This is a genomic window from Ligilactobacillus sp. LYQ139 (assembly GCF_045033025.1).
Classification (GTDB): Bacteria; Bacillota; Bacilli; order Lactobacillales; family Lactobacillaceae; genus Ligilactobacillus.
Map to the genome: position 1 here is coordinate 113767 of NZ_JBJFZW010000005.1, position 14061 is coordinate 127827.

At 48.9% G+C, this 14061-nt stretch carries 13 protein-coding genes; 5 read left to right on the forward strand and 8 right to left on the reverse strand.

Annotation, left to right across the window (positions count from 1 at the left end):
- Positions 1 to 24: 24 nt before the first annotated feature.
- From ACI3E1_RS05760 to jag, 3 genes are read right to left on the reverse strand one after another with little or no spacing between them, the layout of a single operon-like run.
- Entirely contained in the window at positions 25 to 609 is a 585-nt protein-coding gene (locus tag ACI3E1_RS05760; RefSeq protein ID WP_405024704.1) for a uracil-DNA glycosylase family protein, read from the reverse strand.
- Position 610: 1 nt separating this feature from the next.
- Positions 611 to 988, reverse strand: coding sequence for a DUF302 domain-containing protein (locus ACI3E1_RS05765; RefSeq protein ID WP_405024705.1), 378 nt, complete (start codon positions 986 to 988; stop codon positions 611 to 613).
- A gap of 12 nt (positions 989 to 1000) precedes the next feature.
- Positions 1001 to 1771: an RNA-binding cell elongation regulator Jag/EloR gene (jag, locus tag ACI3E1_RS05770; protein ID WP_405024706.1), complete on the reverse strand. Its 771-nt coding sequence runs from the start codon at positions 1769 to 1771 to the stop codon at positions 1001 to 1003.
- Positions 1772 to 1978: 207 nt separating this feature from the next.
- On the opposite strand from jag, the gene ACI3E1_RS05775 reads away from it, so the two are divergent.
- The 3 genes from ACI3E1_RS05775 (at position 1979) to ACI3E1_RS05785 (ending at position 5997) form a co-directional block, all read left to right on the forward strand.
- Positions 1979 to 3883, forward strand: a complete 1905-nt coding sequence (locus ACI3E1_RS05775; RefSeq protein ID WP_405024707.1) for a M13 family metallopeptidase — start codon at positions 1979 to 1981, stop codon at positions 3881 to 3883.
- Positions 3884 to 4123: 240 nt separating this feature from the next.
- Positions 4124 to 5425, forward strand: coding sequence for a uracil-xanthine permease family protein (locus tag ACI3E1_RS05780; RefSeq protein ID WP_405024708.1), 1302 nt, complete (start codon positions 4124 to 4126; stop codon positions 5423 to 5425).
- 308 nt (positions 5426 to 5733) lie between these two features.
- Positions 5734 to 5997: a hypothetical protein gene (locus ACI3E1_RS05785; RefSeq protein ID WP_405024709.1), complete on the forward strand. Its 264-nt coding sequence runs from the start codon at positions 5734 to 5736 to the stop codon at positions 5995 to 5997.
- A gap of 175 nt (positions 5998 to 6172) precedes the next feature.
- Here the strand turns inward: ACI3E1_RS05785 and ACI3E1_RS05790 are convergent, their stop codons facing one another.
- From ACI3E1_RS05790 to ACI3E1_RS05800, 3 genes are all read right to left on the reverse strand, one after another.
- Positions 6173 to 6721, reverse strand: a complete 549-nt coding sequence (locus ACI3E1_RS05790; protein ID WP_405024710.1) for a hypothetical protein — start codon at positions 6719 to 6721, stop codon at positions 6173 to 6175.
- A 300-nt stretch (positions 6722 to 7021) separates the two neighbouring features.
- Positions 7022 to 7633, reverse strand: coding sequence for an SAP domain-containing protein (locus tag ACI3E1_RS05795; RefSeq protein WP_405024711.1), 612 nt, complete (start codon positions 7631 to 7633; stop codon positions 7022 to 7024).
- Positions 7634 to 7873: 240 nt separating this feature from the next.
- Complete coding sequence (locus ACI3E1_RS05800) at positions 7874 to 9304, reverse strand: C69 family dipeptidase (protein ID WP_405024712.1); 1431 nt, start codon at positions 9302 to 9304, stop codon at positions 7874 to 7876.
- Positions 9305 to 9476: 172 nt separating this feature from the next.
- On the opposite strand from ACI3E1_RS05800, the gene ACI3E1_RS05805 reads away from it, so the two are divergent.
- Positions 9477 to 11069 carry a bifunctional aspartate transaminase/aspartate 4-decarboxylase gene (locus tag ACI3E1_RS05805; protein ID WP_405024713.1) on the forward strand — a complete coding sequence of 531 codons (1593 nt, stop codon included), beginning with the start codon at positions 9477 to 9479 and terminating at the stop codon, positions 11067 to 11069.
- A 222-nt stretch (positions 11070 to 11291) separates the two neighbouring features.
- Entirely contained in the window at positions 11292 to 12635 is a 1344-nt protein-coding gene (locus ACI3E1_RS05810; RefSeq protein WP_405024714.1) for an FAD-dependent oxidoreductase, read from the forward strand.
- A gap of 70 nt (positions 12636 to 12705) precedes the next feature.
- Here the strand turns inward: ACI3E1_RS05810 and ACI3E1_RS05815 are convergent, their stop codons facing one another.
- Both ACI3E1_RS05815 and ACI3E1_RS05820 read right to left on the reverse strand, forming a co-directional pair.
- Positions 12706 to 13368, reverse strand: a complete 663-nt coding sequence (locus ACI3E1_RS05815) for a histidine phosphatase family protein (protein WP_405024715.1) — start codon at positions 13366 to 13368, stop codon at positions 12706 to 12708.
- A gap of 2 nt (positions 13369 to 13370) precedes the next feature.
- Complete coding sequence (locus ACI3E1_RS05820) at positions 13371 to 14015, reverse strand: Lreu_0056 family protein (RefSeq protein WP_405024716.1); 645 nt, start codon at positions 14013 to 14015, stop codon at positions 13371 to 13373.
- Between the last annotated feature and the right edge of the window lie 46 nt (positions 14016 to 14061).

The following is a 14061-nucleotide window of genomic DNA, read 5'->3' on the forward strand; positions in this document are numbered from 1 at the left end:
TCCTAAGCCACAGGATTTTTTATCTTATTTTAAAGCATCCTGCACCCGCTGCTTTAGTTCCGGTAAAACCTCCGCTTCAAACCACGGGTTTTTCTTCATCCACATTTGATTCCGCGGAGACGGGTGAACCAACGGAAAGTATTCCGGCAAGTAGTCCCGGAAATGCTTAACCGTGTTCGTCAACGTATCCTTGCTTTTCAAATCCAAATATTTCCGCAAGGCGTAATTCCCCACCAGCATCGTTAGTTGCAGATTCGGCATCGCCTTTAACAAGCGCGGATGCCATTTATCCGCAAACCCCTTCCGCGGGGGAAGATCGCCGCTCTTTCCCTTTCCCGGGAAATAAAAGTCACACGGAAGAACCGCAATTTTCCCGGAATGGTAAAAAGTATCATCCGACACACCCATCCACTCCCGGAGCCGCTTCCCGGACGCATCGTTCCAAATGATGTGAGTGTCCTGGGCCTTCTTTCCCGGCGCCTGCCCAATCACCAGAATAGTGGCGTTCGCGTCCACATAATATAGCGGATCAATGCCCTGCTTGGTGTACTCCGCGTTCTGCGGATCCGCCTTAATCGCTTCAAAAATAGCGTTTAATTCATCATTCATGTTACTTCACGCTTTCCACCATGTCCGCGTACATCGCTGTCATCTTTGCAATAATTTGCCGGCCGCGTTCTTGGAGCCGATCAACCCCGGCAAAGTCGCGCGGTGCCCGGTATACCAGTTTAGTCTGTTTCCCCATCCCGATTAACAAAACCTTAATGGGGAGCTCAAACGTAATCTCATCGTTTTCCTGCATCAAAAGCGTCCCTACCTTAGGATTTCCGAAAATAATTAGGCGGGTCGGGTTAATCTGCAAATCAACGGCCGTTGCCTCCGCCTGCTGGTCAATGTCATCAAACACCTTAAACCCGTGTTCTGCAATCTTCGCTAAAACCCCCGCGTATACCTCATCAAACTTATGGTTAACAATAATTGTTTCCATTCCATCCGCCCCTTACATTAGATCTACATCATCACGGTGTGCCGGCCGTACGACCACACCCCGTCGCGGGTCCCGCCCCCGGGAAATTGTTGTTACGTAATCATTCTTAGCTAACGCCTGGTGAATAACCTTCCGTTCGCCTGCTGGCATAGGATTCAGGTAAACCGGCCGGCCGCTTGCAATAACATCCTCCGCCGTTCGTTCTGCCAGATGTTCCAGCGTTGCCCGCCGCCGTTCCCGGTAATCAGCAACGTCAAGAACAATCCGCAGGTGGTGCCGGTAACGGGCATCCACGTAGTTCTGGGCTAATAGTTGCAAAGCATTGAGGACCTTACCGTGCTTTCCGATCAGTTTCCCTTCATCGGCTTCATCAGCAACAAACCGGTACGTAACCTGGCGGTGCCCAACGGTAACGTTTACTGTTGCAGGAACGCCCATCTGTGCGGTGACGGCAGCCAAATAGTTTCCCAAATCAGTAACCACCGCATCGCGGGCGGCTTCCTGAGAAGTTTGCCAGGATTGTTTGGAAGCTACCGACTCTTCTTGCAGTTGTGCTTCATCGGCGGCCTGCTGCTTCTCAGCAACCGACTCTTGCGCTTCTTGCGTTGGTGCCTGAGGTTGCTCTCGCACTTCCATGGTAACGACCGCATCCTGGCGACCAATTCCCAAGAAGCCCCGTTTCCCGGCCGTGACCACCGTAACCGTGACCTCGTCGCGCGTACATTTCAGCTGGGCCAGCCCAACCGCAACCGCCTCATCAACCGTTTTCCCTGTAAACTCCATTTCCTCTCTCCTCCGTCTCTTGTATCCAATCACCACCATTGTAGCATAATGCACGGGTAACAAACCGGCGAAAACGGGCAATAATGAAGCAATAAGAGGTTGCTTAGGACTTTCCTAGAAGCTTCCACCCCCCTAAAAAATCGCTTTTTGCCGGCATGTGCGCTAAACTATTGGTAACTGAAGCGCTTTTATTTGGAGGCATGATTCATGACAGTAAACGAACAGTTAATTAAAGACGACTTATACATGGCCGTTAACGGCGACTGGCTTAAAACGGCCAAAATCCCCGCCGACCGGCCAACTACCGGGGGCTTTGCCACCCTGGCTGACAATATCGAACACCAGTTAATGGATGACTTTAGCGCCATGCTAGCCGGGACTACCCGGCCAACTGATAAATACCTTGGCGAATTTATCAAATACTACCGGTTAGCCGCTGATTTCGCTCATCGAAACAAAGAAGGCTTTGGCCCAGCCCTTGAACTCCTCGAACGGGTTAGCCACCTGCGGGACTTGACCGACTGGCAGCGCCAACTCCCTGCCCTCACTAAGGACGGGTTCCCGGCGCCATTCCAGTTTTTCGTGGAACCCGACATGAAGGATACCCAACACTACGTATTAAGCGTTGACGTGGGCTCCCTCATCCTACCGGATACAACGTACTATCAGGAGAACAATCCCCAAGCACCAGCCCTCCTAGAGACCTACCGAGCAATGATGCTCAAACTCTTTAAACTAGCCGGATACGACGACGACTTTGCCCAGGAAACCCTCGAACAGGCCCTCGCCTTTGATCGGTCCATGGCCCCGTACGAAAAGGACAGCACGGCCCGAGCCGACTACACTAGCCTGTACAACCCGGTTAACGCAGCAGAGTTATCCGCCTTTAGCGACCAGGTTGACCTTGTGGCGGACGCCGCCGCTCTTATCGGTAAGGCCCCGGATAAAATCATCGTAAGCGAACCGCGCTACTTCGAACACCTCGACAAAATCGTCAACCCGCAGACGTTTACGAACTTCAAGGGTTGGCTGTTTGTTAAAACCCTTCTCCGGGTCAGCCCGTACCTGACCGATGAAGCTCGCATTACCGCTACCATTTATAACCGCGCCCTCTCTGGAAGCAAGCAGGCAGCTAATCAACAAAAAAGTGCTTACCGCTTAGCAAGCAATCAATTCTCCCAGGTTGTTGGGTTGTACTACGGTCACAAGTACTTTGGTGAACAGGCCAAAGCCGACGTTGAACAGATGGTTGCCAAGATGGTCGCCGTTTACAAGCACCGGTTAGAAAATAACGATTGGCTGAGTGCCACCACGCGCGAACAAGCCATCGTTAAGCTGAATAATCTCGGTGTTCAGGTTGGCTACCCTGACAAATTGGCGCCGCTTTACAAGCGGTTTGTCGTTCACGAAGGAGAATCCCTGCTTACCAATGCTTCCCGGTTTACCCGAATTGCTATCGAAGATAACTTCAGCCGCTGGGGCAAACAAGTTGACCGGACAGAATGGGAAATGGCAGCCAGCACGGTGAACGCCTACTACAACCCCTCATTTAACATCATTGTTTTCCCGGCAGCCATCCTGCAGGCCCCGTTCTACGGCCTTAACCAATCCGTCAGCGCCAATTATGGCGGAATCGGTGCGGTCATCGCCCATGAAATTTCCCACGCCTTTGACAACAACGGCGCCAAGTTTGACGAATGGGGTAATATGAAGAACTGGTGGACGGACGCTGACAAACAGCACTTTGATACCCTGGCCCAGGACATGATCCGCGAGTTTGACGGACTGACCACCCGCGCCGGTAAGGTCAATGGTAAGTTAGTCGTTTCCGAAAATATCGCTGACGCCGGGGGATTAAGCTGTGCTCTGGAAGCCGCCAAGGAAACACCGGACGCTAACCTGCGGGAATTCTTCATTAACTGGGCACGGATCTGGTGCGTGAAGTCTTCCCTGGAGCGAGAAAAACTTCTCCTGGCAATTGACGTGCACGCTCCCCAGGAACTTCGGGCCAACATTCAGCCACGGAACCTAGCGGACTTCTACACCACCTTTAACGTGCAGCCCGGCGATGGCATGTACATGGAACCAGAAAACCGGGTTAACATCTGGTAACTAAAGCCGCTTTCAAAACAAGAACGGGAGTGGTACAGGATGGGATGCTTTATCATCTCTTCCTACTACCACCCCCGTTTTACTTGACGCCCTTCAAAAAAAACCATACAATGAGGCGCGGTTTAATGCTTTTAATGTGGTCCCGTGAGACTCAAAAGACCGGTATTTATTGTAGGGTTTTCCTGTACGCACCGCTCCTGGGTTCACGCGACCAGGAGCTTTTTTAAAGGAGTGTTTTTTATGAGTAATAAACGGCGGGACATCGTGCTCGACGTCAACGAACGCCCTGGATTCGGTCAATGGGTGGGGCTTTCCATCCAGCACATGTTCTCGATGTTCGGGTCAACCGTGCTGGTTCCTATCCTGGTGGGATTAAATCCAGGAATCGCCCTGTTTAGTTCTGGGGTTGGGACCTTAATATACATTCTGATTACTAAGGGGAAGATTCCAGCGTACATGGGCTCAAGTTTTTCGTTCATCGTGCCGATGATTGCCTTAATGAAAACGGTCGGCTACCCGGGGATTGCTCAGGGAACCATTGCCGTCGGGTGCGTTTACCTGATCGTATCACTGATTGTCAGCGTGATTGGGTCAGACTGGATTGACCGCCTCTTACCGCCGGTTATTGTCGGCCCAATTATCATGGTCATCGGACTTTCGCTTGCTGGAACGGCTGCCAAGGACGCAACGATTAACGCGACGGGACACTACGATCTCAAATTTTTTGCGGTTGCCCTGCTAACCCTGCTGGTTACGATCGCCTTTAACATGTTCATGAAGGGCTTCCTCGGTTTGATCCCGATTCTGCTGGGGATTGTAGTCGGCTACGTAATCGCCGTTCTCTTCGGCATCGTGAACTTCACCCCGGTTCTCCACGCCCACTGGCTGAGCTTGCCAGCCTTCCAAATTCCGTTTGTTAATTACAAACCAAAGCTGTACTGGGGTGCCATCCTCAGCATGGCACCAATTGCCTTCGTGACGATGACGGAGCACATGGGCCACATCATGGTACTTAACCAGCTGACGGAGCGGAACTTCTTCAAAAATCCAGGACTCAACCACACCTTGGCGGGAGACGGAACCGCTTCTATTATCGCTGGGTTTGTCGGGGGCCCACCGGTAACAAGCTACGGGGAAAATATTGGTGTGCTCGCCATCACTAAGGTCCACAGCGTCTATGTGTTGGCCGGTGCCGCTTTATTTGCCATTATCTTTGGTTTCATCGGTAAGCTAAGTGCACTAATTGAAACCATCCCCAAGCCGGTTATCGGGGGGATCTCATTCCTGCTGTTCGGAGTAATTGCCTCCAGCGGCCTGCGCGTGCTGATTGATAACCGCGTTAACTTTGATAAAAAACGAAACCTGATGATTGCCTCAGTAATCCTGGTAATCGGAATTGGGAACGCCTACCTTCAGCTAGGGCAGTACCAGTTCTCGGGCCTGGCGGTGGCTGCGGTTCTAGGAATTATTTTGAACCTGATTCTGCCAAGAGAGGCTCGGAGTGAACAGGAAGCTCGCCAGCAAGATAGCGAATCAGACTAAATTTTAGGGGGTGGGACATAAGTCTCATCCCCTTTGTTTTTCCGTATAATCTGGTGCCCCCAATAAACAAAAATTACGGTAAATGTACGCCGATTGTTGAATCCGTCCTTCATAATTCGTGCGGCTTACCGCTTCCAGCATGTTCATTTTCGGCGTTTTACGCTCTTTTCAGAATCCTTACGAAAGTACAAACGAACGTAAGGATTCATAAAAGCTCAGGGCTATTCATGGCACTTTCAGTCAAACCACGTATAATGATGATACGGGGAATTTAACCCCGGATGTCCTGATAGAAAGAGAGTGATTTCATGACAACATCAGGCAACCAATCAACAGCGGACATTGTTCCCGCCCAGGTGGTCAAGCTCGGCAAGCACGCTCTTGTCCTCAAGACCGAAACAAATGAGTTCATTACCGTTACCCGACCGCAAAGTACTGCCCATGACGGCGTCTTTCTAAAGGTGATGCGCGATATCATGCACACGGGGCTATGGATCCCCGTCGACCGAAAGCACCGCCATATTCTTCGGTACGACTGGTTTGATACCCCTATTGAAAATTATAGCTTTTAACTAATAAATTAACGACCGCTATCCCCAAGGGATAACGGTCGCTTCTATTAAGCTGGTAAAAAAACCACCTATTAAATACAAAAAAATCAATATGCACCCCCAATTTTGAACAAAATAAATTCAATATTGGGAGTATACGGTTTTCAAAACAAGGCAAGATCAACACTTACCCTCTTCAATGATGATGAGCCCACGTCCGGGCAACGTGCGCATTCCGAAAGTAGTGCATCGTCGCTAAATCATTACTCCGTAACAGCTCCTTGTGGTGGTGCCACTTCGTTACACGATAGAGGGTCCCATCCCCCTTACTCTGCGTCCACCCATACTCCCGTAACCAGCGGTGGTTGTGCACCGTTACGTTCGTCAGGAAGCACCAGTTGACCGTATCAGCCTGCATCGTTTCTGGATGATGGTTAGTGTCTGCGGCGGTATGCTGTTGGGCCGGGTGGGCCTGTAACATCGTCGCGTGCCCGTGTCCGTCGTTGGTTTGAAGTTGGTTACCGCGGATAGTCAAAGTCGCGCCGTCAGCTGTATACCAATTTCCCTGCATGGCCTGCGGGAAATTTGTTCCTGCCGGCGTGCCGGTGCTGCTAACCATTGCCGGGGTTACCCGGAAACTTGAGGACGCTTTAGGGGAAGAGTTTGCCTGAGCAGTTATCCCCCAGCCGAATAGCAGCCCACCGCTAATAACCCCAGCGACAAGGCAGTAGTGCTTTGTTATCATTCGCATCATCCTCCAAGTTCGTTATTCTTTCTTAATAAATCTGCTCCCGATTATAGCTCCTTTCGTTTATTGGCGCCAGCTCACGTTCACAAAGGATACCTTCCCCAAAAATAGGCGAAATGGAAACAATAAAAAAGGAGCCGCCTGCTGCACCTCCGCCGTTAATTTTTATTACCGTTCACTAATCCGTATTATTCTCTCACTGTCGCTTTCGGTCGGAGTAGTCAAAAAATAATCCCCAAGTTTACGAATACCATCACCAATACAGCCAAACATTTAAGGGTTCATAAATGCGTCCACCTAAAGCATATAATCCTGGATTTTGTCTTTATATTTTTCAATTAATGAACTATTATACTTCTTACTGCCCGCACTTTGTTTAACGTTACTCCATAAAATAGAAGCTACCTTCAATTTTGAACCAAATTTTTTAGAATTCTCATCATTAAAAAAGTCTTTAACAAAATGATTCCATTCGTACGTTTTTTCCTCTGGGGTTCTAATTTTACTAGAATTAAAATATGCATTAATTAAATCTTGAATGGTCGCCGCTTCATCTTGGTTTCTTTCGATTTCTCGTAATTTTATTGCCATGTTTTTCTTAAAAGAAAATTTTTCCAAGCCCAAATAATATTTAAAAAATTTTCGTGCTTCACCGTTTAAAGAAAAGCCTGAATTTAATATTTTTGTTTCTGGTGTCATTTCATCCCATAAAAGTTTTTTTGACGCCCTTTTCGGTCTCCTCAGAGGTTTGATGTCACTTAGTGGTGTACCTCCAAAATACTTCTCAATATATATTAAAAGCTCTGCCTTAGTCCCGTAAGAAGGCAACCCTTTTTCACTACAAAATCTTTGTAAATCTTTTTTATACCAATATTCTTTTTTTAGATTCTCTTTTGTGATTTTTATCATCGTTTCCCCCGGTTATTAACATACGTTTACCAAAAACACGCCCAGAAATTTCTAGGCGCGTTTTTACTAAGCTTAGTACGTTGGTTATCATATTCTTGAAATTATAAAGGCAGGCAAACACACTTTATATCAGGCTCTTCCTTAAGGGCTTTTCTGTTCATCCTTTACCTTTTTTACAGATACATTAAAACTCCAAAGCCCCTTATACCGCGCATTTAAACGCCCCTAGGTAATTGAGAATTATAAATTCTTATCCATGTTAAACGTGAACTTCGATAATTCAATGCCCTTCATGATAAGCTTGTTCATCAGCTCCTTGGTCATCTTCTTCATCCTGGCCACGCTTTCGTAGTTCTTCTGTGTTAAGAACTCCGTTAATCTCTCGCCGTGCAACTTGGCGGCCTCCTTGTCAATCTCAGCAATCATTTTGCGATTGACGCGCCGACACTCAATCAGGTAATCGATATTATCCTGGATAAACTTACTGTAGTGACTTTCCACCAGCATTGACATGTGACGATACAGCCAGTAAGCAGAATCAGCATCAACGTCCATCTCAAGCGGCGTTTCTGAGAAACTCGGATCCGTGTCATTAGCGTTCGTGTAAAACGGAATGTACGGGCTGAATTCCGGGTAACCGATGCACAGCCACATGATGGCCTGCTGCTCTTCTGGCACATCGTTCCGCAGTTGGAGAACGTGGGAATTCTGCGTCCGGTTCAAACCAATTGGCCGGTAGCGGTACTTATCGGCATCATCCCCGTGGCCCATTGGGTCGTATGGCGTCTCGTTGTAATGGGAACCGAGGTACATCTCAATATCGTCTGGAGTAAATTTATGGTTCGTCCGCATAATGAACGGTAATTCACCTGATTCTGGATCCTCCTCCAGTTCTGGGTTAAACAGATGATGCCCGTACCATACCCGTGGTGTATTGTAGTGGCGATCCTTCTCGTTAAACGTCCCGAAGATGTGGCGGAAGTTCCACCCTTCCTTGTCTGGATTAAGGTGGTGCTCCTCAACAAATTCCTGGATCCCGTCCGCCCACTGGAAGTTTTCCGTGTCGTTGAAGTCGACCTGCTGGATGGCCACCTCATTGGCTACCACGGCATAAGCATCATCCGGGATTCGCTGAGCAAGCCACAAGTGTCCCGTCACAATTTCCATGTACCATGCCTCGTTCTTATCAGCAAACAAAACGGAGTTGCCGGCCGGAGAACCATACTTGGAAATCAGTTTTCCAAGAAACTGAACGGCCTGCCGGGCAGAGTCGATGAACGGTAGCGTTACATTAACAATGCAATCCTCATCAAGTCCGTCCTTTACCAGCGGATCAAAGGCCAACGTCCGTTCATTCCCGTACGTTGACTCCGTTGCAGACATTGCAACGTTCTTTTCGTTAATCCCACTTTCTTCGTAGTAACCATTTTTCTTGTAGTCGACGTTCGGAACGGCGTTGTAGCGGTAGCCGTTTTCTGGCAGTTCCATCTCAAACCCGTTTAACCACGACCTAATCTTCTTTCCTTTCTCCCCGTGCCATGCCGGATGCATATAAAACCGTTGAGGGGTTAATGGTAAGAAGGTATCATCGTTCCGCGCGATCATCACGGAACCATCGATACTAGCATCCTTCCCCACCAGCATTGACGTGCAAGCGCGTTCAATTTCCATTAATATAACCTTCATTTCCCATTTAAAATTACCTTTATTCTAGCAGAGCGCCCCGGCAGGTTCAATTTTTCTCAGGGCAAAGGCCCGCTACAAAAAAATCACAAAAGAAATTGTACTTTTCCGCCAAAAATAGTACCCTACTAGGGTAAGAATTCTAAAGGAGTGAACACTAGTGGACAGAGTAGACGAGCAACAGCTTGCTAAGCTAAACGCTTTTGAAATTAGCAAGAAGATTAACAAGCTCGCACAGAATAACGATCACCACAACACCTCCCTGAACGCCGGGCGGGGCGATCCAAACTGGTTAAACACGAAGGCCCGGCTGGCATTTAACCGCCTCGTTGAATTTGGAATTACCGAAACTCGGCGAACGATTGATGAACACGACCTGGCCGGGTACACCGAAGCGGGAGGGATTGCCGCTCGGTTTAAGCGGTTCTTAAATCCTGAAGAACGCCCGAACGACAAGTTTTTGCAGTCGGCCGTGGACTATTGCGTAGATGAACTAGCGGCTAACCCGGACCGGCTGGTTAAGGAACTCACCGACGGGGCCCTTGGGAACAACTACCCGGCTCCTGATCGGGTTCTTCATTACACCGAGCGAATTTTAAACCGCTATGTTCAAAATGTGCTGTATGGCGGTGTCAACCTGGAGAACCACACGCAGATTTTCCCAACTGAGGGGGGAACAGCGGCAATCGTCTACCTATTTAACTCCCTAAAGGAAAATCACCTGATCCACCCCGGGGACAAAATTGCGCTGACCACGCCAATTTTTACGCCATACCTGGAGATTCCAGTACTCAACGATTATCAACTCGTTAAGATCAACCTGGTCGCGGATGAAACGACTAACTGGCAAATCCGACCGGAAGAACTGGAAAAACTAGCAGACCCTAACATCAAACTGGTGTGTGCAATTAACCCAAGTAACCCGGGCGCTAAGGCGTTTGACAAACAGGCGCTGGCGGCCATTAAGCGGGCCGTGGCCAAGAACCCGGACCTGATGATTGTGACGGATGATGTCTACGGAACGTTTGCTGAGAACTTCCAAACAATTTACAGCGTCGTCCCGTACAATACAATGCTGGTCTATTCGTTCTCCAAACTCTTTGGTGCAACTGGTTGGCGCCTCGGCCTAATTGCCATGCACGACGACAACGTCTTCGATAAGCTCGTTAGTGAGCTACCATCCGCACAACGAGCAGAGGTTAACGAACGGTACGGCAACGTAGTCTTGCACCCCGATAAAATGTCATTCATTGAACGGATGGTAGCAGACAGTCGGTCCATCGGGTTGTACCACACTGCCGGACTCTCTACGCCCCAGCAGGTTATGGAAGACCTTTTTGCCCTTACCCACCTGGTTGCCGGCAAGGATGATCAGTATATCAACGAATCACGCCGAATTGTAAGCGAACGGTACAATCGGTTATGCACCGCCCTCGGGATTAATCCGGATGAGAGTAAGGAAAATACCAAGTACTACTCCCTGCTCGATATTTATCAAATTGCCGAACATAAGTACGGTAAAGGTTTCCGAAAGTACCTCGAAGAAAACTTTGAGCAGATCGACTTCCTGGTTAACCTGGCAAAGAAAAACGGAATTACGCTGATGAACGGTCCGGGCTTCGGAACAACGCCGGGGAAGCTCCGGGTATCTGAAGCTAACCTGCCAACCCACGCCTATACGGTAATTGGGGAACAGATTCTTCAATTGTTAGCCAACTACCACGAACGGTATGAAGTAGCAAAGAAAAAGTAAAACTTATTAACTGAAACATTCAGACTGTGATGAGAATCACGGTCTTTTTATTTACGCCTAAAAAATAAGTGTGAAAAATTACTATTATTGCTAATATCGTCCTGATATTAGTCCCTGATACCGTGTATCTCACGCAAAGAAAGGGGTTTCATTTTTTAGTTGACTTTTTCACAATTAGGAATTATTATAATGTTATAATTTTTAAAAAAGGGGTCCTTAATCATGAAAATTGCAATCATCGGCGCGACTCACGCCGGCACATTTGCCGCGCAACAAATTTTAACGGACCACCCGGACTACGATGTTACGGTTTACGAAAGGAACGACAACCTCTCGTTTCTTTCGTGCGGCATCGCCCTGTGGGTGGGAAACCACGTTTCAAACCCCAAGAAGATGTTCTACTCCAGTCCGGAGAAATTGGCAGCTTTGGGAGCCCACATGCAGATGCAACATGAGGTTCTCAGCGTAGACGTGGCCGCCCAAAACCTCCGCGTCAAAGATTGCATCAACGGTGAAGAAACAACGGCTGCGTACGATAAGCTCGTGATAACGACCGGCTCACTCCCAGTAATCCCGCCGATTGACGGAATCAACAGCAAGGGCGTTTACCTGTGCAAGGATTGGCACGACGCCGAAACGCTGAAGAACCTGGCACCATCAATTAAACGGGCCGTGATCATCGGGGCCGGCTACATCGGCGCGGAACTCTCTGAGCAGTTATCACTTGCTGGCAAAGACGTCACCCTAGTAGATGCCTTCCCGCGGGTTCTGTACAAAAACTTTGATAAGGACCTCAGCGATAAAATTGAAGCGGAATACCGTAATCACGGGGTGCGTTTAGCCCTCGGCGAAAAGGTCACCAGCTTTGAACAGCAAAGTGACCAAATTACTGTTCACACCGACCAGGGAGACTATACTGCGGACATTGCCGTATGGTGTGCCGGCTTCAAGCCCAATACCGCACTGTTTAATGGTCAACTCGCCATGCTTCCCAACCACGCCATCCGAACAAACGAATACATGCAAACCAGTAACCCGAACGTTTTTGCGGCCGGTGACGCCACCAACGTCTACTACAACCCGACCGGCAAGGACGACTACATTCCGCTGGCAACCAACGCCGTGCGCCAGGGAATGCTAATTGGTCAAAACATTGATCAACCAACCGTGAAGTACATGGGAACACAGGCCACTTCAGCGGTCGAACTGTACGGCTGTTGTATGGCCGCTTCAGGGTTAACCGTTGAGGGTGCCAAGATGCGGGGGTGCAAAGCGGACGCCGTCACAATTGAAGAGCCGTACCGGCCAGAATTTATGACGTCTACCACTAACGTTACTTGCCGTCTCGTATGGGATCCGGTTACCCACCGGATTCTCGGCGGCGCCGTCTTCAGCAAACACGACGTTTCCCAGTCAGCCAACGTCCTCTCGCTGGCCATCCAAAATAAGATGACCATTGAGCAGCTAGCCATGGTTGATATGTTCTTCCAGCCCAATTTTGACCAACCACTTAACTGGTTGAACAACGTAGCCCTCGCCGCAATTAATAAGGCAAACCAAAAATAAAACATTAATAAAAAGAATACAAAACGGGGTGGTGCTTTTCCACCCCGTTTTTCTATCCTTGTTTTACTGGTTAGTATTCCTGATCTGCGCCCGTTCGGTTGTAGTAATCCACTGTCATCCCGTTATCTATCAAGGACAATCGAGTAACACTGCCATTTTTAGGATAATCCGCCAACACGTCAATGGTACTAAAACGATCCACGATGCTAGCAATCGTATTACTGTGCGTTACCACTAAGATATTTCCCCGGTGATAATCGGCCCGTAACTGGGCAAACCCGGCATCAACTCGCCGCCAATACTCCGTATGATCTTCCGCAAAACGGTACGGGTCCGCCACCTTCATTAGGTCCTTCGCTTCGTCAAACGACTTAGCTGCCACAATTTCTTTGAGGGTTGTTATTCCTAGTTGGGCGCCGACTAGCCGCCAAGCCAACTGCTTATCCATTCCCTCAAAGTAGCCATAGTTTTGCTCCCGGAACGCTGAAAGTTGAACCTGTCCGGCCGGATCAGTCGTCAGGTTTTCTTCAAGAATCAGTTGACAGGTCTTCGCTGCCCGTCCAAGATCTGAACTATATGCCCCGTCAAAGTGAACGTTACGCAGCCACTGCCCAGTTTGCTGCGCCCCAGCAATTCCTGCCTCCGTCAACGGGGTGTCTGACCACCCCTGCATCTTATTCATTAGGTTATACAGTGTCTGGCCGTGCCGGACAAGGTAAATGTGTGCCGTCATGATTAGTCCCCCGTATTCTGACTTTGACTTTGGTTGTCATCGTTTTTGCCATACTGCGATTCAGGCAGTAGTCGGTTGGCGTAATCATTGACTTCATCCTGCTTCTTCTTGGTATTGTAGTAATCGTTAATCAGCGTATCCAGCCGCACGCTAACGGTTCGCATCGGCGCGTCCGCAACACAATCAGCATTTGACACATCCACGTACTTAATCACAACGTTTTCGCCCTGTAACTGGAAGTAAAGATAGCTAGTCGGATCCCCGTTGGCCGTTACGTAGCTAAAACCGTTCAGGTCGCTTCCGGGAGCCGTGTTCGGTTGGTCACTGTAGTACATGTTGCCGTCCGCAACCCCCTGCTTAAACCAATTCGGGTATTTTAATAAGGCCACTAACGTTCCCAGCTGTTGGGTCGTCAGGTGAACGTGCTCTGGGTTCACTGCTACCGCATTACTACTGCTACTACTTTGCGTTGCCTGGCTGTTATTCAGAACAATCTGCTTGCTTTGGTTATGCTGTTCCGGCTGCGCCTGCTGGTGCGTCGGGGTGTCATGATGATGATTTTCATGGTGACTAACCTGTTGCCCACATCCCGCTAAAAGTAGGCTAACTCCAAGACCCAGGCCCAAAACAATTACGCGTTTTTTCATAATCCATCCTCCCATTCCTTTTCAACTTCCCCTATTTTATTACTAA